The sequence below is a fragment of the Rhodococcus sp. JVH1 genome (assembly GCF_000280725.2).
Taxonomy (GTDB): domain Bacteria; phylum Actinomycetota; class Actinomycetes; order Mycobacteriales; family Mycobacteriaceae; genus Rhodococcus_F; species Rhodococcus_F jostii_A.
On record NZ_CP166289.1, the window covers coordinates 3712100 to 3733780 of the forward strand.

25 protein-coding genes and 1 pseudogene are annotated in these 21681 nt (G+C 67.7%); 17 read left to right on the forward strand and 9 right to left on the reverse strand.

What is annotated here, in order from left to right:
• Positions 1–21: 21 nt before the first annotated feature.
• The 4 genes from JVH1_RS17010 to JVH1_RS17025 form a co-directional block, all read right to left on the reverse strand.
• On the reverse strand, positions 22–1092 hold the full coding sequence (locus JVH1_RS17010; RefSeq protein WP_009476982.1) for a quercetin 2,3-dioxygenase: 1071 nt from the start codon (positions 1090–1092) through the stop codon (positions 22–24).
• Positions 1089–2033, reverse strand: a complete 945-nt coding sequence (locus tag JVH1_RS17015) for an alpha/beta hydrolase (protein WP_009476981.1) — start codon at positions 2031–2033, stop codon at positions 1089–1091. Before JVH1_RS17015 ends, JVH1_RS17010 begins: the two co-directional genes overlap by 4 nt.
• Positions 2034–2178: 145 nt before the next feature.
• On the reverse strand, positions 2179–2967 hold the full coding sequence (locus tag JVH1_RS17020; RefSeq protein WP_009476980.1) for a pirin-like bicupin family protein: 789 nt from the start codon (positions 2965–2967) through the stop codon (positions 2179–2181).
• Positions 2968–3019: 52 nt separating this feature from the next.
• Complete coding sequence (locus JVH1_RS17025; protein ID WP_005256466.1) at positions 3020–3529, reverse strand: VOC family protein; 510 nt, start codon at positions 3527–3529, stop codon at positions 3020–3022.
• Positions 3530–3629: 100 nt separating this feature from the next.
• Here JVH1_RS17025 and JVH1_RS17030 point away from each other — a divergent pair, with 100 nt between their 5' ends.
• The 4 genes from JVH1_RS17030 to JVH1_RS17045 all read left to right on the forward strand — a co-directional run bounded on the left by JVH1_RS17030 (position 3630) and on the right by JVH1_RS17045 (position 5669).
• Positions 3630–4091, forward strand: a complete 462-nt coding sequence (locus JVH1_RS17030) for a MarR family winged helix-turn-helix transcriptional regulator (protein ID WP_009476979.1) — start codon at positions 3630–3632, stop codon at positions 4089–4091.
• Between the two features lie 17 nt (positions 4092–4108).
• Positions 4109–4585, forward strand: coding sequence for a carboxymuconolactone decarboxylase family protein (locus tag JVH1_RS17035; protein ID WP_009476978.1), 477 nt, complete (start codon positions 4109–4111; stop codon positions 4583–4585).
• A 123-nt stretch (positions 4586–4708) separates the two neighbouring features.
• A complete protein-coding gene (locus JVH1_RS17040; protein ID WP_009476977.1) occupies positions 4709–5263 on the forward strand; it encodes a YceI family protein in 555 nt (184 codons plus the stop codon).
• A gap of 166 nt (positions 5264–5429) precedes the next feature.
• On the forward strand, positions 5430–5669 hold the full coding sequence (locus tag JVH1_RS17045) for a DUF6400 family protein (RefSeq protein ID WP_005237803.1): 240 nt from the start codon (positions 5430–5432) through the stop codon (positions 5667–5669).
• Positions 5670–5911: 242 nt separating this feature from the next.
• Here JVH1_RS17045 and JVH1_RS17050 read toward each other — a convergent pair whose 3' ends face one another.
• Complete coding sequence (locus tag JVH1_RS17050) at positions 5912–6694, reverse strand: IclR family transcriptional regulator (protein WP_009476976.1); 783 nt, start codon at positions 6692–6694, stop codon at positions 5912–5914.
• A gap of 197 nt (positions 6695–6891) precedes the next feature.
• Here JVH1_RS17050 and JVH1_RS17055 point away from each other — a divergent pair, with 197 nt between their 5' ends.
• From JVH1_RS17055 to JVH1_RS17065, 3 genes are read left to right on the forward strand one after another with little or no spacing between them, the layout of a single operon-like run.
• On the forward strand, positions 6892–7659 hold the full coding sequence (locus JVH1_RS17055; protein ID WP_009476975.1) for a CoA transferase subunit A: 768 nt from the start codon (positions 6892–6894) through the stop codon (positions 7657–7659).
• On the forward strand, positions 7656–8318 hold the full coding sequence (locus tag JVH1_RS17060; protein WP_005260718.1) for a 3-oxoacid CoA-transferase subunit B: 663 nt from the start codon (positions 7656–7658) through the stop codon (positions 8316–8318). The genes JVH1_RS17055 and JVH1_RS17060 overlap by 4 nt, the downstream gene beginning before the upstream one ends.
• A gap of 32 nt (positions 8319–8350) precedes the next feature.
• The gene (locus JVH1_RS17065; protein WP_009476974.1) at positions 8351–9550 is read left to right on the forward strand and encodes an acetyl-CoA C-acetyltransferase; all 1200 of its coding nucleotides are present in this window, start codon (positions 8351–8353) and stop codon (positions 9548–9550) included.
• Positions 9551–9589: 39 nt separating this feature from the next.
• On the opposite strand, the gene JVH1_RS17070 is transcribed toward JVH1_RS17065, so the two are convergent.
• Together JVH1_RS17070 and JVH1_RS17075 are read right to left on the reverse strand one after the other, a co-directional pair.
• Positions 9590–10252 carry an enoyl-CoA hydratase/isomerase family protein gene (locus tag JVH1_RS17070; RefSeq protein WP_009476973.1) on the reverse strand — a complete coding sequence of 221 codons (663 nt, stop codon included), beginning with the start codon at positions 10250–10252 and terminating at the stop codon, positions 9590–9592.
• Positions 10249–10887, reverse strand: coding sequence for a TetR/AcrR family transcriptional regulator (locus JVH1_RS17075; protein ID WP_009476972.1), 639 nt, complete (start codon positions 10885–10887; stop codon positions 10249–10251). The genes JVH1_RS17070 and JVH1_RS17075 overlap by 4 nt, the downstream gene beginning before the upstream one ends.
• A gap of 153 nt (positions 10888–11040) precedes the next feature.
• Here JVH1_RS17075 and JVH1_RS17080 point away from each other — a divergent pair, with 153 nt between their 5' ends.
• The 4 genes from JVH1_RS17080 to JVH1_RS17095 are packed head-to-tail and all read left to right on the forward strand — an operon-like array spanning position 11041 to position 15075.
• Complete coding sequence (locus JVH1_RS17080; RefSeq protein WP_009476971.1) at positions 11041–12507, forward strand: sugar porter family MFS transporter; 1467 nt, start codon at positions 11041–11043, stop codon at positions 12505–12507.
• 12 nt (positions 12508–12519) lie between these two features.
• A complete protein-coding gene (locus JVH1_RS17085) occupies positions 12520–12879 on the forward strand; it encodes a universal stress protein (protein WP_009476970.1) in 360 nt (119 codons plus the stop codon).
• Between the two features lie 8 nt (positions 12880–12887).
• Positions 12888–14072 carry a Gfo/Idh/MocA family protein gene (locus tag JVH1_RS17090; RefSeq protein ID WP_009476969.1) on the forward strand — a complete coding sequence of 395 codons (1185 nt, stop codon included), beginning with the start codon at positions 12888–12890 and terminating at the stop codon, positions 14070–14072.
• Between the two features lies 1 nt (position 14073).
• Entirely contained in the window at positions 14074–15075 is a 1002-nt protein-coding gene (locus JVH1_RS17095; RefSeq protein WP_009476968.1) for a Gfo/Idh/MocA family oxidoreductase, read from the forward strand.
• A gap of 6 nt (positions 15076–15081) precedes the next feature.
• Here the strand turns inward: JVH1_RS17095 and JVH1_RS17100 are convergent, their stop codons facing one another.
• Positions 15082–15753, reverse strand: a complete 672-nt coding sequence (locus tag JVH1_RS17100; protein ID WP_009476967.1) for a nucleoside/nucleotide kinase family protein — start codon at positions 15751–15753, stop codon at positions 15082–15084.
• A 308-nt stretch (positions 15754–16061) separates the two neighbouring features.
• Here JVH1_RS17100 and JVH1_RS17105 point away from each other — a divergent pair.
• The 6 genes and pseudogenes from JVH1_RS17105 to JVH1_RS17130 form a co-directional block, all read left to right on the forward strand.
• Positions 16062–16325, forward strand: a pseudogene (locus tag JVH1_RS17105) (exodeoxyribonuclease III); the annotation flags it as partial.
• 188 nt (positions 16326–16513) lie between these two features.
• The gene (locus JVH1_RS17110; protein ID WP_011596423.1) at positions 16514–17329 is read left to right on the forward strand and encodes an IclR family transcriptional regulator; all 816 of its coding nucleotides are present in this window, start codon (positions 16514–16516) and stop codon (positions 17327–17329) included.
• 48 nt (positions 17330–17377) lie between these two features.
• Positions 17378–18172: a 2-keto-4-pentenoate hydratase gene (locus JVH1_RS17115; protein WP_009476963.1), complete on the forward strand. Its 795-nt coding sequence runs from the start codon at positions 17378–17380 to the stop codon at positions 18170–18172.
• A complete protein-coding gene (locus JVH1_RS17120) occupies positions 18172–18963 on the forward strand; it encodes a 2-keto-4-pentenoate hydratase (protein ID WP_009476962.1) in 792 nt (263 codons plus the stop codon). Before JVH1_RS17115 ends, JVH1_RS17120 begins: the two co-directional genes overlap by 1 nt.
• Positions 18963–19199, forward strand: coding sequence for a tautomerase family protein (locus JVH1_RS17125; protein WP_009476961.1), 237 nt, complete (start codon positions 18963–18965; stop codon positions 19197–19199). The genes JVH1_RS17120 and JVH1_RS17125 overlap by 1 nt, the downstream gene beginning before the upstream one ends.
• Before the next feature lie 90 nt (positions 19200–19289).
• The gene (locus tag JVH1_RS17130; RefSeq protein ID WP_009476960.1) at positions 19290–20558 is read left to right on the forward strand and encodes an acyl-CoA dehydrogenase family protein; all 1269 of its coding nucleotides are present in this window, start codon (positions 19290–19292) and stop codon (positions 20556–20558) included.
• 12 nt (positions 20559–20570) lie between these two features.
• On the opposite strand, the gene JVH1_RS17135 is transcribed toward JVH1_RS17130, so the two are convergent.
• On the reverse strand, positions 20571–21593 hold the full coding sequence (locus JVH1_RS17135; RefSeq protein ID WP_009476959.1) for a helix-turn-helix domain-containing protein: 1023 nt from the start codon (positions 21591–21593) through the stop codon (positions 20571–20573).
• Between the last annotated feature and the right edge of the window lie 88 nt (positions 21594–21681).

Here is a 21681-nt window from a genome sequence, read left to right on the forward strand (position 1 = left end):
GGTGTGCGCAGCGGGCGGGGCTCACCGTCCGTCGCCGCGCGCCGGCGGCGGCCCGACGACCTCGAGGTCCAGCTCCGCACGCGCCCGCGCGAACCCTTCGGCCGGGAACTGCATGTCGCCGCCCTCGGTGTGGACATGCGCGTCCGTCGGGACGTTCATGTACTCGAAGAACTTCTCGAACACGCCCGTGGTCAGCAGGCCGAGCATCTGCGTGTCGTGGCTGTCGAACGCGAAACTGTGGATCGTTCCGGCAGGCGCATGGAGGAAATCACCCTTGGTCAGCATGATCTCCCGGCCGTTGGCGTGCAGGAGAATTCGACCCTCGATGCAGACGAAGTTCTCGGTGTGCTCGCGGTGGAAGTGACGGGGAATGTACGCACTCTTGCCGCCCATGGTGTGCATCGCGAAATACGTTCCGCCGGTGTTCCGCGGCCGTGCGAGGTAGGTGTTCAGCTGGTCGAGACTCGCCCAGCGGTCGCCTTCGCCCGCCTGCAGCACGTAGGGGGACTCCGCGGCGGGCAAGGACGTGCCGGTCACCGCAGGCAGGTCCGTCTTCTCGAGATCGTGGACCCGGACACCGAACCGGTCCGCGAGTTCGGATTGCCGCGCGTCCGACATCGGCGCAGCCTCGGCGTCGAAGACGTGCGATGGGGTGGCCTGCCCGGTGGCTTGCGACCACCGGTGCCCGTCGCCGACGGTGAGCCAGCTCAGGAACCGCGTCCGGTGCGCGAGCATGCGGTAGGCGTACGGCGTCCCGGCCGGGACGGTGACCGAGTCACCGGGCACGAGCAGGTGCGATTCGCCCGGCAACCAGATCTGCAGCCGTCCGTCGGTGACGTACAGGAAGCGGTGCTCGCGATCGTGGGCGAGAAACGGCGTCTCGGTTCCCTTGCCGCCGTACACATATGCGGCACCGAATTGCCCGCCGGTGTCTTCCGGCCGGGCGACGACAGTGATCAGTTGCCCGCCGAGTTCGTGGCGCTCGCCTTCACCGGCGGCCATGGCGTAGGGCACGCAGCGGCCGGGGAGGGCGTCGAGTTGCGGAGCGGCAGCCTGGATCTCGTCGAGGACGGGAATGTCGAAAGTAGTCATGGTGTGCCGGTACCTGGTTTCAGTGTGTGCGAGAAGAAGGCTTCGACCGCGGCGAACGAAGCAGAGGGGTACCTGTCGGTCAGCGCGCGACCGACGACGCTCACCGCGCGAGTGGAGGCGGGCGCCTGCGGATCTCGTTCGAGACGGCCTTGGTCGAGGGTCTGGTCGGGGCCGAGTTCGAGGACGTGGCCCGGGTTGAAGAACCCGTGCCCGAATCCCTCGATCAGGTAGAGAACGGCGTCGTTGCCGTGAGCGACGAGCGCGTCGTACAACGCGACGCTCTGCGTGAACGGCACCAGGTTGTCGCCGAGCCCGTGCATGACCAGAAACGGCGGCGCTCCAGGCGCCACCTGCAGTGCGGGGCTCGCGGATCTCGCGGCGTCCAGCCGGTCGCGGATCGCGCCGCCGAGCAACGACGCCTCCGGGGAATGATCCTCCCCCGGTGTCCGTTCCGCGGAGAGGTCGACGAGGCCGGGTAGGTCGGCGGGCCCGTAACCGTCGACGACGGCCTGCACCGAGCTGTCGACGGTCGCGGGTTCTTCCCCGGGCAATCGTGTTGTGCCCGAGTGCACTCCGGTCAATGCCGCGAGGTGCCCACCGGCGGACGAGCCCCACACACCGATCCGGTCGGGGTCGATGCCGTGGTCCGCGGCGTTGGCACGCAGCCAGCGCACCGCCCGCCGGACGTCGAAGAGCTGGCCGGGGTGGCAGGTTCCGGGCGCGAGCCGGTAGTCGATGCTGACCATGACATAGCCGTGCTGTGCGAAGTGTTGCACCAGATCTGGGCATGCAGTGCGGTCTTGAAGCCGCCAACCACCTCCGTGAATCCACACGATCGCAGGCAAGGGATGCTCTGCTTCGGCGGGACGGACGAGATCGAGTAGCAGATCGGGGGCGTACTCGACGGTGGATCGGCGGACGACGGTCGAAGCCGTGTCCAAGGGACTGAACTCCTTCGGATGCAGGACCCGGGCCTGGGTCGCCGCTTGCGCGGTTGTAAGGCCCTTCCTTAGGTCACTGTCTGTCGGGCACAGTAGCAGCTTCGGCAACCCGAACGGAAGACCCGCACCTGCCCCGCGGCTCGCGTCATGCAGCGATCGTCGCGTGCATCTCCCACACGATGATCTCGGCACCGGTGTCGGTGGTCACCTGTTGGCCGCCGCCACCGCTGAGCCGGACGGCGTCACCCTCGGCGAGGATGCCGACGCCTTCCATCGACGCTTCGCCGCGCGCGACGAACACGTGGAGGAACGGGGCGTCGGGCAGGGTGATCGGCGCTTGCCCGGGCTGCAGACGTGCGACGTGCATTGCGGCGTACTTGTTCTTGATCCGGATCGCCGAGTGGTCCGCGTAGTGCGGCATGCCCGATGCGACGGGCACCAGTCCCCCGGCGAGCAACTCGTGGTCGATCTCGAGTTGCTCGTAACCGGGTGTGATGCCGGCTTCGTCGGGCACGACCCACATCTGGATGAAGTGGACCGGATCGGTGTGCTCGTCGGCGTGCTCACCGGTGACGCCGTCCAGTCGCCACGAGTCGTTCTTCTCCGAGTGCAGGATTCCGGTTCCGGCGCTCATGCGCTGGGCCAGTCCGGGGTAGATGACGCCGGAGTGTCCCATCGAATCCTGGTGCACCAGTGAACCCTGGAGCACCCAGGTGACGATCTCCATGTCCTGGTGGGGGTGGGTGTCGAAGCCCTGACCCGGGATGACGATGTCGTCGTTGTTGACCATGAGCACCCCGTGATGGGTGTTGGCCGGGTCGTAGTGGTTGCTGAACGAGAACGAATGCTTGGAATCCAGCCAGCCGGCGTCGGTCTTGAACCGGTCGTCGGCTCGGCGGACGTCGATGCGGGGTGGGGTGATGGCGGCAGTCATGAGCGAATCCTCTCCAGGTTTCTCAGAGCCAGGCTTCTCAGAGTCGGGGTTCTCACAGAACGTGTGAGCCGTACATTTCGCCGAGCGGGTCGGCGATGAGTTCGAGGCGGGCACCGTCGGGGTCGCGGAAGTACATCGACACCTCGCTGTGTTCGACCAATTCCACGCCGGCGTCGATCAGTTTCGTGCGCAGGTGGTCCCAGCGGCCGGGTTCGACGCTGATCGCGATGTGGTGGAGTCCGCCGAGCACTTCCCGGTACGGGCCGACGTCGAGGCCCGGGAAGTCGAAGAATGCCAGCAGGTTGCCGTTGCCGATGTCGAAGAAGAAGTGCGACGACCCGGCGTAGTCCCGGTTCTCGATCAGTTCGGTGAGCGGAAACTCGAGCAGGTCTTGATAGAACCGGACGGTGCGCTCGACGTCACTGCTGATCAGCGCGGTGTGATGGAGTCCGCGGGCCGAGGACGCGGGCCTCGACGCCACCGGCTTCAGATGCTCGGCGCGGATCCGGTCGCGTTGCTCCGCGAACCTCTGCGAACGCTCCTGCTCGTCTGTGGTGCTCATTGCCCTGCCCCTCTCCGCGGAGCGCAGTGATTGCGCTTTCAACTAAATTCAGGCTACAGCAAGTCGTTGCGCTGTCAACTACTTGAGCTATGCTGGTGCTGTGGAACCGACCCGATGGCTCAGCGCCGACGAACAGAACACCTGGCGCGCCTACCTGGACGCCACCCGCCTACTCCTGCAGGCGCTCGATCGACAGCTCACCCGCGACGCCGGCATCTCGTTCACGGACTTCGAACTGCTCGTCGTGCTGTCGGAGGCGCCGCAGCGGCAACTCCGGATGCGCGAACTCGCCGACGCGGTGACCACGACCCGCAGCGGCGTGACCAGGGCCATCAGCAGGCTGGTCGACACCGGCTGGGTGCGCCGCGTCGAATGCGAAGACGACAAGCGGGGAACATTGGCCGAGCTGACCGACGCCGGAGCCGAGAAGCTCGCCGCCGCCAGTCCCGGACATGTCGCGGAGGTGCGCCGCAACATGTTCGACCTGCTCAGCCCCCGCGACGTCGGCATCCTCGGTCACGACTTCAGCGAAATGCGCACCCACCTGCTGGAAAACCCCTGAGCCCGGAAAGGTCGACCATGAGCAGCACGGCACCCGTGAACGAGTACGTCCACATCGACAAGCAGAGTCCGGCCGTCTATCAGGCGCAGATCGGCGTCGCCAAGGCCGTCCGTCATGCGACCACCGAGGTCGGGATGGACCGGCGATTCGTCGAGCTGATCAACGTGCGCGTCTCCCAGATCAACCGCTGCGCGTACTGCCTGGACGTTCACGTCGCCGCGGCGCTCGCGGCCTGCGAGACTCAGCAGCGCCTCGCGGTTCTGCCCGCCTGGCGGGAGACGGCACTGTTCTCCGACCGGGAGGTCGCGGCGCTGACCTTGGCCGAATCGATCACGACCCTCCCGGACGCGCATACCCAGGAGGCCGACTACGCGTTCGCGCGGCGATTCCTCTCCGAGCAGGAGATCTCCACGGTGAGCTGGATCGCCGTCACCATGAACGCCTTCAACCGGATCTCCATCGTCAGCCGCCATCCGGTCCGGCCGAAGCAGTAATACCGCCGTTCACCAGCCTTTCGCAGAATTTAGTTGACTTCGCAACGACATCGGCCTAACGTAGTAGTTGCAGATTCAATTACCTCGATTTCGAGTGACCGTTCCACAGCCCAAGGAGTTTTCATGACCACCGCCACCGCCACCCTGCCCAACCTCACCGCCGGAACCTGGGCCATCGACACCGTCCACTCCACCGTCGGCTTCTCCGTCCGCCACCTCATGGTCAGCAAGGTCCGCGGCACCTTCAACGACTTCACCGGCGCGATCACCGTCGCCGAGGACGGCACCGCCGCCGTCACCGCCGAAATCCAGGTCGCGTCCATCGACACCAAGAACACCGACCGCGACGCCCACATCAAGTCCGCCGACTTCTTCGACGCCGAGCAGTACCCCACCGCCACCTTCACCTCCACCGCGGTCCGCGCCAAGGGCGACGACTACGTGGTCGAAGGCGAATTCACCCTCCACGGCGTCACCCGCCCCGTCGAGCTCGCCCTCGAGTTCAACGGCGTCAACCCCGGCATGGGCAACGGCCCGGTCGCCGGCTTCGAAGCCACCACCGTCCTCAACCGCAAGGACTTCGGCATCACCATCGACATGCCCCTCGAAGGCGGCGGAGCCGTCGTCGGAGACAAGATCACCATCACCCTCGAGATCGAGGCCGGCCTGCAGGCCTGACCCCACCCGCATCACGCGCCCCGTCATCCACCCGGATGGCGGGGCGTTTCGTCGTTAATACGACGCAACACTTTCGATCGACGTGATCCAGGTCATTGTGATCTTGCGCGGGCTCGAGTGACCCTGGCCCCTTCGATAACGGCGACTGCGAAACGAAGGTGACCACATGGGTAGCGACTCCGAACTCTCGTTCGCGCTCGACCTCACGCTGGACGAGGCGCGGCGGCGCACCGCTGTTCTCGAGGCGATCGGCGAGGACTGGGATCCCGTCGCCGTGCTCGCGGAGGAGGAGCGGGCGTACGACATGCTGTACTCCGGTCTCGACCCCGAGCAGCAGCGCATCTACGACGAGCTGGTCCAGGCGGGTGTGCTCCCGGATCGGACGGTGGGCCGTGTTACCGATTGATCCGACCGCGGACTTCTCCCGTCGCGCCTGGTTGCCCTGCCCGGGCTGCGACCACGGCTCGGACTGCGGCGACTGCGGGTCCGGCCGCAACTGCGACCGGCATTGGCAGTACCTGCTGAGCAATCAGGGCACCCACGTCCATCTGCAGTGCCCCGACTGCACCCACCTGTGGAGTATCGACACCCGCCACGGGCGACCTCAGCGGCGACGGAAAGCCGCGTAGGCGCCGGACCGAATCGTGCTCACCCCCGGCTCCGCGGCCTGTCGGCGAGCAGTTGGGTGAGCCGGTGCGCCTGGCGGAGGAGGAGTTCTCCCAATTCTCGGCGACGCTCCTCACGGAACCGGCTCTCCACACCGGTGATGCTCAGCGCCCAGGCCGGTGATCCCTGGGCGTCGAAGACGGCGGCGCCCATCCCCCAGCTGCCCTCGACGAGCAGCCCGGGGTTGACGGCGTACCCGTTCAGTCGTGTCTCCGCGATGCGCTCGGCGATCTCGTCCCGCCTGTGCTGCGTTCCCCACTCGCCGGTGACGTCGGCGCGCGACAGGTAGTCGTCGATGTCGCGGTCCGGCAGGTGGGACAGGATGACCAGACCCGCCGACGCCACCCCGAGCGGTAGGCGGATGCCGACGTACAGCACGTGGGAGCGCAGCGGGAAGCTGCCCTCCTCGCTCGCGATGCAGACCGTTTCGTCGCCGCGGCGGGCGGACAGGAAGACACTCTCGCCGGTCTCGCGGGCCAGATCGCGCAGGACGTCGCGGGATCGGTCCGTGATGTCGTACCGGCTGGCCGCGAGCGAGCCGAGCAGGTACAGCTCGGGTCCCAGCGACCATTTCCCCGACTTCTGGTCGCGGTCCACCAGCCCCTCCTCGGCCAGCGAAACGAGGAGACGGTGCACGGTGGGGCGGGCGAGACCCGTCTCCCGTGCCAGGGCGGACGTCGAGGATCCCGACGATTCGAGGGCGGCGATGGCCCGGAAGAGGGCGCCCACCCGCCGAATGACCTGCGGCCGCTGCGCGTCGTCCATGACCGCAGTATACGTTCACTCAGTGAACGCTCTCCGGCACTACGTTCAAACCGCGAGCACTCTCTCCGAAACCCTTGAAATGCATGAAGCGACCCCTTTTAGTGGAGCAAAGCTCGTCGCACGGAGACGTTCACCAGGTGGACGATGTGATGCGGAAGACGGTATCGCCGGTACGGCGGCCAGGAGAAAGGATGCACATGGGATCGAGAGTGTTCGACACCCCGGAAGAAGCAGTCGCGGACGTGTCCGACGGCGCGTCGATCGCCGTGGGCGGGTTCGGCCTGTGCGGAATCCCCGACTCGCTGATCCGCGCGCTCGCCGACTCCGGTGTCGGGAATCTCGAGGTCTTCTCCAACAACTGCGGTGTGGACGACCACGGACTCGGAATTCTGCTGGGCGCCCGCCAGATTCGGCGTGTCACCGCGTCGTACGTCGGCGAGAACAAGGAATTCGCCCGTCAGTACCTCTCCGGTGAGCTCGAGGTGGAACTGACCCCGCAGGGCACGCTGGCCGAACGCCTTCGGGCGGGCGGAGCGGGCATCCCCGCGTTCTTCACCCCCGCCGGTGTGGGAAGCCCCGTCGCCGACGGCGGACTGCCGTGGCGGTACGCCGCCGACGGTTCCGTCGCGCTCGCGTCGCCCCCGAAGGAGACCCGCGTGTTCGGCGACAAGCGCTACGTTCTCGAACTCGGCATCACCGCCGACTTCGCCCTGGTCCACGCACTGCGGGGCGACACCGTCGGCAACCTGGTATTCGACAAGTCGGCCCTGAACTTCAACCCCCTCGCGGCGATGGCCGGGAAGGTGACCATCGCGCAGGTCGAGGAACTCGTCCCCGCAGGCACCATCGATCCCGCCCAGGTGCATCTGCCCGGAGTCTTCGTTCAACGCATCGTCGAGACCGGCCCCCAGAACAAGCGGATCGAGAAGCGGACAGTCAGCAGCACGGAAGGAGCCACTCGATGACCGGCACCAACGGATGGACACGTGAGCAGATGGCCGCTCGCGCGGCCGCGGAGATGGTCGACGGCGAATACGTCAACCTCGGCATCGGACTGCCGACGCTCATTCCCGGATACCTCGGCACCGACGTCACCGTGACCCTGCATTCGGAGAACGGGATCCTCGGCACCGGCCCCTACCCCACCGACGAGAACGTCGACCCCGACCTGATCAACGCCGGCAAGGAAACGGTCACCGTCAATGCCGGTGCCGCATTCTTCGACTCCGCGCTGTCGTTCGGCATGATCCGCGGCGGCCACATCGACACCGCCGTCCTCGGCGGCATGCAGGTCTCCCGCACCGGCGACCTCGCCAACTGGATGGTCCCCGGAAAAATGGTCAAGGGCATGGGTGGCGCGATGGACCTCGTGCACGGCGCGAGCCGCGTCATCGTCCTCATGGAACACACCGACCGGGACGGCAACCCCAAGATCATCGACGCCTGCACCCTGCCGCTGACCGGCCAGGGCGTCGTCAACCGCATCATCACCAACCTCGCCGTCATCGACGTGGTCGGCGACGGCACCCTCGCTCTCCGTGAGGTCGCTCCCGGCGTCACCGTCGACGAGGTCGTCGCCGCCACCGGAACCCCCCTCGAGATCCGCGAATCCGCACTCGTCTGAGCAACATTCGTCACGACACCAAGGACAATCCCATGACTTCTTCCGCCAGGTCCGTCATCGTCGCCGGAGCCCGGACCCCCGTCGGCCGGCTGACGGGTTCGCTCGCGTCACTCTCCGGATCCGATCTCGGTGGCATCGCCATCAAGGGCGCCCTCGACAAGGCCGGGGTGGCACCGGAACTGGTGGAGTACGTGATCATGGGGCAGGTCCTCACTGCCGGTGCCGGTCAGATCCCGGCCCGGCAGGCCGCGGTCAACGCGGGCATCCCGATGTCGGTGCCTGCCTTGACCGTCAACAAGGTGTGCCTGTCGGGTCTCGACGCCATCGCGCTCGCCGACCAGCTGATCCGCGCCGGCGAATTCGATGTCGTCGTCGCCGGTGGGCAGGAGTCGATGTCCCAGGCGCCGCACCTTCTCCCGAACTCGCGGAGCGGTTTCAAGTACGGCGACACCACCCTCGTCGACCACCTCGCCTATGACGGCCTGTACGACATCTTCACCGAGCAGGCGATGGGTGCGCTCACCGAGGACCGGAACGCGAACACCGACAAGATCGGTCGCGAAGAGCAGGACGCCTTCGCCGCCGCCTCACATCAGCGCGCCGCCGCCGCGTGGAAGAACGGACTCTTCGACGACGAGGTCGTACCCGTCACCATCCCGCAGCGCCGGGGCGAGCCGCTCGTCGTCACCGAGGACGAGGGCGTCCGCGCCGACACCACGGCCGAGTCGCTGTCGAAGCTGCGGCCCGCCTTCAGCAAGAACGGCACCGTCACCGCGGGTTCCGCGTCGCAGATCTCCGACGGCGCGGCCGCCGTCGTGGTGATGAGCAAGGCCAAGGCCGAGGAGCTGGGACTCGAATGGCTCGCCGAGATCGGCGCCCACGGCGTCGTCGCCGGACCGGATTCGACGCTCCAGCAGCAGCCCGCCAATGCCATCGACAAGGCGTGCACCCGTGAGGGACTCGACCCCTCGGCGCTCGATCTCGTCGAGATCAACGAGGCCTTCGCCGCCGTCGGCATCGTGTCGACCCGGCAACTCGGAGTCGGCCCGTCGAAGGTCAATGTGAACGGCGGCGCCATCGCCATCGGGCATCCGCTCGGCATGTCGGGGGCACGGGTCGTGCTGCACCTCGCGCTCGAGCTGAAGCGACGCGGTGGTGGAACCGGCGCCGCTGCTCTCTGCGGCGGCGGCGGACAGGGCGACGCCCTGCTTCTCCACGTCCCGGGCGAGTGATCACCATTCACGCACAGTAGGTTTCGCGTCACCACCGGGTCATGATCGGCCCGATGCGAGCGCGGCGACGGCCGGCGCGAACATGGTGGACTTGATGGCACCGAGCGTGCCGGTGTCCTTCCCCGCGAGCGGCGCGATCAGGTCGACAGCGGCGCCGAGGACCGCCCCTTCGGGGGCGGTCCCGTCGACCAGCCCACTCGTCTGCGCGTCGGGGCCGCCGTAGCGGCGGCCGGTGGTCATGGCGGTGATCGCGGTCTGCGGTGTCAGCTTGGCCTGGATCAGCGCGGCCATCCCCGGGGTGAACGGGATGTGGATGTCGACCTCGGGAAAGCAGTAGTACCCACGGTCGGACCGCATCACCCGGTAGTCGTGTGCGATTCCGAGCATGGCACCGGCGCCGAACGCGTGCCCATTGACCGCGGCCACCGTCGGCAACGGGAGCGTCAGAATCCGGCTGAACAGGGCCTGCACGCGCCCGACGTACCAGTCTGCGCGGTCACCGTTGGCCATCAGCCAGTCCAGGTCGAGGCCGTTGGAGTAGAACTTCCCGGTGGCCGTGGTGACCAGGGCCTGCGCGCCGTGGTCGTGGGCGTCGTCGAGGAGCCGGTCGACGGTGTCGAGCCACTCGGGGGAGAAACGATTCTCGTCGTCGCCGAGGTCGAGGACGGCGATCGTGTCCTGGTAGGTCAAGGTGGCGGTCATCGGGAACCTTTCGTGTTGCTGTCGTGACGTTTCCCCGGGGGCGGGGGGTCGAGAGTGAGGACGGCGCGGACCGCCGCCTCCAGGCGCAAGCGCATGGCATCGTCCGGTTTTCGCCGGGCGTGCAGCAGGAGTCCGGTGGGGAGCCCGACGACGCACGCTTCGATCACTTCGACCGCGCGACCGTCCTTGCGCCCCCACAACGCCAGCGCCAATCGGACGAACAGTTCGACGAGGACGGAGTCGAGGCGCGACAATTCGGCGGCGACGTCCTCGGGGACCTCGGAGCCGAGCAGTTCGTCGCGGCGCACGGTGAGAAGGAGCCGCGACGACTGCGGGAATCGCTCGGCGAAGACGGCTGGGGTGTCGGCGGCCGCGACGACGGCGTCCACGGGACCGTGCCCCAGAGCCTCCTCGACCGATTCCTGTTGCAGGTCGAGAAATCGGTGCGCCGCCCGCAACCAGGCGCGCCCGACCAGCCCTCCCCGCGAGCCGAATGCGTGGTAGATGGCGCCGTTGGACATCTCCGTGGCCGCGGCGACCGCACGCAGGGTCACCGCACTGGGTCCGCCATCGACGGCCAGCCGTTCGGCGGCATCGAGCGCGGCGTCGAGGTCGTGGACTCGTGGCCTGGGCATACCGCGAACGATAACAGATCATGCGTTCTATTACTCGTGGGTAGGTAGCGACCGATCGCGCCGCGGGAACCGCCCGATGATTGGCTTGCCGTTGTGCCCCGAGTCACAATGGGTTAGCTTTGTTCGGACATAAACACATTACGTGTTCTGTACATGGAATACGTCGAGGAGATGTTCATGGCCAGCGATCTCACCCGAACTACCGCCCCGTCCCTGCCTGCCGACGCCTCTGGGCGGCACTCGCACAGACTCGGCATCATCGCCGTCGTCGCCACCTTCGGCGGCCTGCTCTTCGGATACGACACCGGAGTCATCAACGGCGCACTCGCACCGCTGAAGGAAGACCTCCAGCTCACCTCGTTCACCGAGGGCCTGGTGGTGAGCATCCTGATCTTCGGTGCCGCGATCGGCGCTCTCATCGGCGGACGGATGTCCGACCGGTTCGGACGCCGGCACAACATCCTGGTGCTCGCGATCATCTTCATGATCGGGACGATCGGCTGCGTGCTGTCCCCGACGTGGGAGGTGCTCGCACTGTTCCGCTTCATCCTCGGCCTCGCCGTCGGCGGCGCATCCGCGACCGTGCCCGTCTACCTCTCCGAGATCTCCCCCACCGAACGACGGGGCAGCGTGGTCTCCCGCAACGAGGTCATGATCGTCGTCGGACAGTTCGCCGCATTCGTGATCAACGCCATCATCTTCAACATCTGGGGCGAGCACGAGAACGTCTGGCGCTTCATGCTTCTGGTCGCCGTCATTCCGGCCATCTTCCTGTTCGCCGGAATGCTGCGGATGCCGGAGAGCCCGCGCTGGCTGATGTCGCAGGACCGGCACGACGAAGCGCTCGCCGTGCTTCTCCAGGTTCGGTCCCCGGAGCGGGCACGTGCCGAGTTGGAGGAAGTTCGGGCACTCGCCGAGGAAGAGAAGCTCTCACAGACCGGCGGGGCCGCCGACCTGTCGGTGAAGTGGATCCGCCGCCTCATCTTCATCGGCGTCGGCCTCGGAGTGTTCCAGCAGGCCACCGGCATCAACTCGGTGATGTACTACGGCACCCAGCTGCTCGGCGACGCCGGATTCTCCTCCAACGCCGCCATCGTCGCGAACACCCTCAACGGTCTGTTCAGCGTGCTCGGCGTCCTCACCGGCGTCGCCCTGATCAACCGGATCGACCGTCGGAAGATGCTCATCGGCGGCTTCACCCTCACCACCACGTTCCACGTGCTCGTCGGCCTGTCCGCGTTCCTGCTGCCCGACGGCACGCTCAAGGCATACCTGATCCTGACGTTCGTGGTGCTGTTCGTCTTCTCGATGCAGGCCACGATCGGCCCCCTGGTGTGGCTGATGCTGTCGGAGATCTTCCCGCTGAAGATCCGCAGCTTCGCCATCGGTGTCTGCATCTTCGCGCTGTGGATCGCCAACGCGGTTGTCGCGCTGCTCTTCCCGCCCGTCGTGGCCGCACTGGGAATCGGTGCGACGTTCTTCATCTTCGCCGGCCTCGGCGTGTTGGCACTCGTCTTCATCAAAACCCAGGTTCCGGAAACCCGTGGCCGCTCCCTCGAGGAACTCGAAGACCAGTTCCGGCGCGACTACTCGTGCCAGTCGCCGCACCGTGTCCCCTGAAAGGTTGATCCCATGACAGTGCTCGTAGCCGTAACCGACTCCTCCGAAGGATCGCACGCTCTCCTGGCCGGCAAGAAGGAAGCCGCGATGCTGGGTGCCGACCTCCTGGTGGTGAACCTCTCCCTCACCGAACCCGAAGAGGTGCACACTCTCGCCGACGACGGCGTGACCGTCCTCGACCGGATCGGCCGTGGAGACCGCGATCCCGCGACCGCCGTGCTCGACCTGCTCGACGAACGACCCGACATCGAACGCCTCGTGATCGGCGTCAAACGCCGCAGCGCGGTCGGCAAGGCGCTGCTCGGCAGCGTGAGCCAGCGCCTCATCCTGCAGTCCCCGATCCCCGTCCTCGCGGTCAAAACCCCTCAGTAGGAGCCGAGTTGAGCAAGCAAGGGAGCCTGCGCCTGGTCGCGGGCATGGTCGGCGGCGGGCAGGGCGCCGACATCGGCAAGAGCCACCGTTACGCGATGCGCCTCGACGACCGGTACGACCTGCACGCGGGGGTCTTCGGGCGAGACGGCGCATCGTCGGCGCGGATCGCCGAGAGCCTCGGTGTTCCGGCAGATCGCACCTATCGCGACTACCGGGAGATGGCGGAACGGGAATCCGCCCGCGAGGACGGCGTCGACGTGGTCGCCGTGACCACGCCGAACGACAGCCACTTCGTCATCGCGCGCACGTTCCTGGAGGCGGGCATCTCGGTGGTGTGCGAAAAGCCCCTCACGCCCGACTCGGCGTCGGCTGCGGAACTGGTCGCGATCGCCGAGTCCTCCGGCGCGATTCTCGCCGTCCCGCACTGCTATTCGGCGTATGCGATGGTCCGGCAGGCGGCCCGGATGGTGCGCGACGGCGACCTCGGCCGGATCCGATTCGCCGCGGTCGAGCACGCGTCCGGTTGGGCCGCGGCACCCGTCGAACTCGGCGAGCACCGTCAGGCACGCTGGCGCACCGATCCCGGCGTCGCGGGATTCCCCAGCCTCGTCGGCGATCTCGGAACCCACGCCTTCCACCTCCTGCGATACATCACCGGACTCGAAGCCACCAGGGTGTCGGCCGAACTGGACCCCCTCGTCCCCGGACGGCGGGTGTTCGACAACGCCACCGTTCGCCTCACCCTCTCCAACGGGGCACCCGCGACACTGTGGGCGAGCATGGCCGCCACCGGCAACGAGCACGGCCTGAGCATCCGGGTGTTCGGCGACACCGCGAGCATCGAATGGCGACACGAGGACCCCCAGCACCTGACGGTGCGCGACCTCGACGGTGGCACGACGATCCTCGCGCAGGGGATGCGCACGCTGTCCGAGGACGCCGACCGACTCACCCGCCCCGGCCTGGGACATCCCGAAGGCTTCCTCGAGGCGTTCGCGAACTTCTACCGCGATCTCGCGGACGAACTCCGCGCCCGCCGCGACGACACCCCCACCACCCTCCGCGATCTGTCCTTCCCCACCGGACGCGACGGGCTGATCGGCGTGCAGTTCGTCGAGGCGACGGCCGCCTCGCATGCCGCCGACTCCGCCTGGGTGGTTCCCGCTTTCGCACTCGACAGGGTCGGTATCTGACATGCAGCGTTTCGCCCTCATCGGAGCCGGATTCATCGGCGGTGTGCACGGCGCGAACCTCGCCGCGCACCCCGACGTCGACCTGGCTTTCGTCTTCGACATCGACCTCGCTCGCGCGACGGACCTCGCCAAGCGGCACGGCAGCCGTGCGACCACCGATCTCGCGGAGGTCTTCGACCCCACGGCAATCGACGCCGTCTTCATCGCGTCGTCCACCGACACCCACGCCGAGCACCTTCGCACCTCGGCCACGGCGGGGATCCCGGCCCTGTGCGAGAAACCGATCGACCTCGATCTCGCGCGCGCCGTCGACATCGTGCGCTTCGCCGAGACCCGATCGCTGCCGGCGATGGTCGATTTCAACCGCCGCTTCGACCGCGACTACGCCGAACTGCAGCGGGTGGTCACGTCCGGTGAGATCGGTTCGGTCGAGCTGATCCAGATGACCAGCCGAGGTCCGGCGATGCCGCCGCTCGAGTACGTCGCGGTCTCGGGCGGGCAGATGCGCGACCAGACCGTCCACTTCTTCGACCTGGCCCGGTGGATCTCCGGGCTCGACCCCGAGTCCGTCTTCGCGACCGGTTCCACGCTCGCCGAACCCCGCCTCGCCGAGCACGACGACGTCGACACGTCGGCAGTCATCCTGCGTCTGCCCGGCGGCGCGCTCGTCCAGATCGACTGCACCCGGCGGATCGGCTACGGCTACGACGAACGCATCGAGGTGCTCGGTTCGACCGGCATGGTCGAGGCGCGACGGCAGCGCGCCGGATCCGTTTCCCGGTACAGCGCCGGCCGCGTGGTCGACGACGGCTTGCACGCGGGATGGTTCGAACGGATCAGAGGCAGCTACCGCACCGCGCTCGACCACTTCGTCGACGCGCTGGAAAACGGTGCCGCCATCGGCCCGACCCTGGCGGAGGCGCTGAAGGCGCAGGCGATCGCCGAAGCCGCGACGCGCTCACTCACCAGCGGCCGGATGGAACCGATCGAGTACCCGGCCTGAACCCGGTCACACCGGGTCACCGAGCACGACGACGTCGGCGCGGGCGCGGCCGGGCGCGACCAACGCGGTGTTGCGTTCGTCGCTGCGCCGCACCCACTCTCGCGCATCGTCGGGCGACTTGCCGAACCGGATGTGCCGCTCGACGAGCCGGGTGACGCGCTCCTCGTCGTCCGGCGCGAGGAACCATGCCTCGTCGAGCAGGTCGCGCACCCTCGCCCACGGCTGCTCGTCGAGGAGCAGGTAGTTGCCCTCGGTGATCACCAGCGGCACGTCCGGCGGGACGGCGATCGACCCGGCGAAGGACTCCTCGACGTCGCGGTGGAACTCCGGGGCGTACACCGTCTCGCCGCCGGGTTCACGCAGCCGGCGCAGCAGCGCCACGTAGCCGGCGGCGTCGAACGTGTCGGGTGCGCCCTTGCGGCCGGCCCGGCCGAGGCGGACCAGTTCCGCACCCGCCAGGTGGAATCCATCCATCGGCACCACCACCGCGGACGGTCCCAGCGCCGCGAGCACTGCCGCGGCAACGGTGCTCTTGCCCGAGCCGGGCGGTCCGGCGATACCGAGAATCCGGCGCGTGCCCGGCTCGGCGAGCGCCCGGGCGCGCGCAATCAGTCCCGGCAGTCCACCCTCATACCGCACCGGACCGCCAGTCGTGCCCATTGCGTGCTCGTCGTCCATAGGCAGACCGTAGCTCAGCCGACGTGGACCTCGGTGCCCTCCGCCTGTCGCCCGTCGCCCAATGTCACCGCCGGCCAATCAGATTGAACTGTTGTGACATGGGGCGCGCGGCACGGGCCTCACGTCCACGCCAGCCGTCAAGTTCGTCGTCCTCTGCCGTCAGCCGGACACCGGCCACGAATTCCTTGGCCCCGCCGAAGGACGCCGGGGTCCGGGTCTGCAGGCGCAGCGATCTGACGACGGCCTCCCCTCGGGTAGCAGCGGCTGAGCCCCAACGGACGGCGGATGTCCTCACCGTGGACGACCTGGAGCGTGAGTGGTTCGACTCCATCCTGTCGCCGCACACTCTCGTCGACGTGGTCCGGCAGCACCATCCTGGCGTCGACGGTCCGTACTCGTGGTGGTCGTGGCTGGGGCAGTCGTTCGTGAACGACACCGGGTGGCGCATCGACTACCGCCTCGCGACGCCGCGCCTGGCACAGGCTGCGGTCGCGGCCGGCACCGACCGGGAGCCCGCGGCCGACCGGCGGATGAGTGATCACGCTCCGGTCGTCGTTGACTACGACCTCTGATCGGGGAGATTCCCGGGTTCGGGAATCCGGCTAACCGCCCCATCGCAGGTGGTGCGCGTGCAGTCATCCATTCATGCGCTGGTGGTCATGGTGTGGTGGCCGCGTTCTTCCTAGTGTTTCAGATCACAGACGCTCAGCGAGGTGCACGTTCGCTTCCCGCGGAGCCGTGGGAAGAAAGGACGGACACCGTGGCGACACTGCAGACGGTCCAGAAGATCGGGCCGGTGCTGGACCTGTTCACCGCAGCGCAACCGGAATGGGGGGTCTCCGAGGTCGCCGCTGCCATCGACGTCCCCCGATCGAGTGCGCACGCCTTGCTGTCGAGTCTCGTCGAGACCGGACTGCTCCAGTGCCGCACGCGTGGTCGCTACCGGATCGGGTGGCGGGTGATCGAACTCGGCGAAACCCTGCGGGGCACCGTCGACGTGCGGTCCTGCGCCGCGCCGGTCATCGAGAACCTCGTCGAGCGGTACGGCGAAACCAGTCACCTCGCGGTGATGGAACGGTGGCACGTGCTGTACGTCGACAAGGTGGTCGGTACGCACAACATCACCGTGCAGGGTGCACGCGTCGGCGCCCGTCTCGAAGCACACTGCACAGCGGTGGGCAAGGTCCTCCTGGCGAGCCTCGAGGAGAACGAACTGCACCGGTACCTGGCCGGTCGCCAGTTGCGCAGGCACACGCCGTCGACGATCACGAATGCCGGGGCGCTGCTCGACGCGTTGTCGGTGGCGCGGTCTGCCGGCCACGCCTACGACCTCGGTGAAGCCGTCTCGGAGGTCCACTGCGTCGCCGCGCCGGTGCGTGACGACATGGGTTCCGTGGTGGCCGCGGTGAGCATGAGCATCCCGGTCAGCCGTTTCGTGCCCCGCCGCGTCGAGTTCACCCGTGCCGTCATGGCGGCAGCCCGCGACGTCTCGCACGCGGTCGCGAACACGAACCACGCCACACCCACCACGACCAGGGACGTTCCCGAATCGGGCCGGCCTGCGCTGGCCTCCTGACGTCCCGTCACCCGAAGTCCGAACCGAATGACACAGAGCAGAGGTGCCATGGATACCGTCGCACGTAAGGCCGCCGACCGGTTGCTGGAGGTGTACCGGACGGGCGAACCGATCGACCCGCTGACCCCGGAGCATCCCGACGCGTCGATCGAACTCGCTTATCGCATTCAGCAAGTGCAGGTCGAGGAGTGGACGCTCGGCGGCGACGTCGTGAAGGGGCACAAGGTGGGCCTCGCGTCGCGGGCCATTCAGCGGCAGATGGGGGTGAACCAACCTGACTTCGGACATCTGACCGCGAGCATGTTCCATCTCGAGCACCAGCCCATACCCTCGGGGCGGTTCCTCCAGCCGCGGATCGAGCCCGAGATCGCGTTCGTGCTGGGCCGGCCTCTGTCCGGACCGGGTGTCACCGTCGCCGAGGCGGTCCGGGCGGTCGACTTCGTCCTTCCCGCACTGGAGATCGTCGACTCGCGGATCCGGGACTGGAAGATCGGCATCTTCGACACCATCGCCGACAACGCGTCGTCGGGCGGCGTCATCCTGGGCAGCCGACCGGTCGCGCTCGACGCGGCGGACCTGCAACTGGCGGGGTGCACCCTCCACATCGGCGGTGAACTCGTCGCGACCGGCGCGGGCGGTGCCGTTCTCGGCTCGCCGCTCAACGCGCTCGTCTGGCTGGCGAACACTGTCGGCCCGATGGGCGTGACACTCGAACCGGGCCATGTCGTGCTTCCCGGCTCGATGACCAAGGCATTTCCGGTGAATCCGGGCGATTCGATCGTCGCGCAGATCAGTGGGCTCGGCAGTGTGACAGCCGTCCTCGGCACCAAGGAGGAACAGTGATGGGTACCGACGCATGGAGCGCAGCACTCGTGGCGGAGCGACTTTTACAGGCGGAAGAAAGTGCCACGGCCCAGACGTCCATCAAAGCTGAGTGGGAGAGCCTCGACCTCGCAACGGCCTACGCCGCGCAGGACATCGCCCTCGGCATCCGGGTGGCGCGCGGTGAGAAGGTCACCGGCGTGAAACTGGGGGTCACCTCGAAGGCCAAGCAGCGTCAGGTCGGTGTCGACGCACCGTCGACCGCGTGGCTGACCGACCGGATGATCCTCCCGATCGGGGAGACCGTGCCCCGCGACCGCCTGATCCAGGCGCGGGCCGAACCGGAGATCGCGTTCGTCATGGGACGCCGACTCGAAGGTCCGGGCATCAGCGCAGCGACCGCCTTGGCCGCCGTGGATCACGTCGTGGGCGCGATCGAGATCATCGACAGCCGGTTCTCGGGCTACAAGTTCTCGATGATGGACGCGGTGGCCGACAATAACTCGTCCGGACGCTACGTCACCGGGCCGATCAGCCGGCGGCCCGAAGATCTCGACCTTGCGCTCGAGGCGTGCCTGCTCGAGGTCGACGGCGAAATCGTCGATTCGGCGACCGGTGCTGCGGTACACGGACATCCGGCCGAAGCGCTGGCGTTCGCCGCCAACACGCTCGCCGAACGGGGCCACGCCATCGAGGCCGGCTGGGTGGTGCTCACGGGAGGGATGACCGACGCGGTGCCGGTGGAGCCGGGCGCGCGGATTGCGGCGCACTTCACGAATCTGGGCACGATCACCGTGGCGGGAGGTCGCTGATGCCGATCATCGAGGTCACCATCGCCGAGGGCCGCAGCCCCGAGGAACTGCGCCTGCTGATCCACGAGCTCACCCACGCCGCTCACCGGGCGGTGGGGACGCCCGTCGCGAACGTCCGTGTGATCCTGCGCGAGACACCGAAGACGCACTTCGCGGCCGGCGACGTCACGCTCGCCGAGCGGGAGGAAGCGGCGAACATCCGGATATCCGGAACGGCCACCGACGTCGGCACCTGAGGAGTCGGGCATTGCGATTCGACGTCGAGGCGAAAACCAGACCCGGGTTACACAGGGAAGGCACGCATGCCGTCCGTCTCAGGAGATCCGATGCCCCCGAACAGTCCCGTCACCCTCGTCGCGGAGGCAGCGCCCGCCTCGCCCGCCGTCGCGCGCATGTCCGACGAGTTGTATCATGACCTGTTGTCCCCGAACGAGGTTCGCGACCTTCGTCTGCGGGTGCGCGACTTCGCCACCCGGGCGATCGAGCCCGTCGCGCATCGCATCGCCGGCGGCGACGAGCGGCTCGACGGCTTCCCACGTGACGCGTTCGAATCGATGGCGTCGGAGGGACTGTTCCGGATCCCGTTCCCGCCCGACGTCGGCGGCGACGGTCTGTCGCATCGCGCCACCGCGACCGCAGTCGCGGTGGAGGAATTGGCGTATTACTCCAACAGCGTCGCGGCCATCTACGACGTGCACTGCATCCTGGCGGGCACCGCGCTCGACCAGGGCACAGACGAGCAGCGACGCCGCTGGCTGCGGCCCCTCGTCGAGGGGGAGATCGTGGGTGCCTTCGCGACCAGCGAACCGGGTGCGTCCAGCGACCTGTCCCCCGACGCCGTGTCCACCGAAGCGATCCCGGACGGTGACGGCTGGATCCTCCGCGGCCGGAAACGGTGGATCACCAACTCCGTCGTCGCCTGTGTGGTGGTGGTGCTCGCACGCACCGGTGACGACCTCACGACCTTCATCGTGCCCACCAACGCGTCGGGTGTCACGATCGGAACCCCCGACCGAAAACTGGGGAACCGCGGGCAGATCACCGCCGATGTCAATCTCGACGACGTCCGCCTCGGGCCGGATTCGGTGCTCGGACGGGTCGGGGGTGGACTGCGCCTCGCGCTGCAGACCCTCACCTACGGGCGCATCGGGATCGGTGCCGCGGGCGTCGGCATGGCGCAGGCCGCATTCGATCGGACTGTCGCCCATCTGAAGTCGCGGCACGCCTTCGGGGGTTCGCTCGCCTCGAAACAGCACTGGCAGTTCGTGATGGCCGACTACGCCGCGGATCTGGAGTCCGCCCGCAGCCTGTATCTCAAAGCGGCACTGCGGCTCGACGCCGGCGAGCGATTCCCCGAACCCGAGGCGGTGATGGCGAAACTGCGGGGCACGGACCTGGCCGCGCGGATCGCCCGAGATGCCGTGCAGGCCTTCGGCGGACTCGGCTTCGTCCGGTCGCTCGGCGCCGACGACACCGAGGGTCCGGTGGAGGCCATCTACCGCGACAGCAAGATCGGCGAGATCTACGAGGGAGCCAACGAGATCCAACGGTGGGTGCTGGCGCGTCAGATCTTCGGGCGTGACCACACCGGCTAGAGCGAAGAAAACCTAACGGTCCGTACGTGAACCGCCTTTCCCGCTGTGCTGTTCACGGAAATGCGCGGGGCTGACGCCGAACCGCTTGCGGAATGCGCGGCTGAAGTGTGAGACGTCGCGGTAACCGACACGGTCGCTGATCTCGGCGACGGTCGAGTCGGTGTCGAGGAGCTGCCCTCGGGCGCGGTCGAGGCGCAATTGGTACAGCCATGTGCGTGGGGTGGTGTCGGTCAAGCTGAACAGTTTGTGGATGTAGCGCAGGGACATTCCGAGTTCGACACCGATCTCGGCCGTCGAGTGGTCGGGGTCGTGCAGGTACCGCGTCATCGTCTGCTGCACCGTCCGGAGGTCGTCGTGGTGGACCCGTTTCGTCGCGGTCAGGGGGCGCGCCTGCTCGGTGAGGACAGAGGTGAGCAGCTCGACCGCGGACGCGGCCACGGATGCCGAAGACCCCACCGACAACCGGGCGTCGGTCGTTGCTATGTCGACGAGAAAACGGGAGACGAGGCCGCCCATCCCGGTCTGCCCGGAGATCCCCAGCCCGGCGACGCCCTCCATGGCCTCGGCGGAAAGCCGGGAGATCAATAGTTGGCGGGGTGCACGCAGGACGACCTGCTCGAATTCCGTCCGGCCGTCCACGACGAAGGGTGCGGCCGAGTCGAGGATCCCGAATGCTCCCTGCTCGAGGGTCGCACTCCGCGAATGCTGCTGGAGGGTGGCCGTCCCCCGAGTGATCAGACACAGCAGGTAGTCGTCGTTGGGGTCGGACCGGATCATCTCGGGCGTGCGCACGACCGTGTGCGGGTCTGCGTGCACCACACTCACGGTCAGGTCCCCGAAGGGCCGCACCGTCAATTCCGCGGCGAACCGGGCGTGTCTGTCGGGCCAGTCGACGTCCATCTCGCAGTAGGTGGAGTCGAGGGTGTCCGCCCAGCGCACGCGCCCTTCGGTCGACTCCAGCTCGCGCGTACTCAGCACCATCGACGCGGCGCTGTCGGTGCAGGCGGAGTCATCCTTCTGTGCACTGTCGGTCATGTTCGATCGCACCTCCGCATCATAGTGTTCCAGATCACAGGCACTCCCCGCGCGGACGATCCCCGAAAGGCTCCGGGCCGCGCCCACT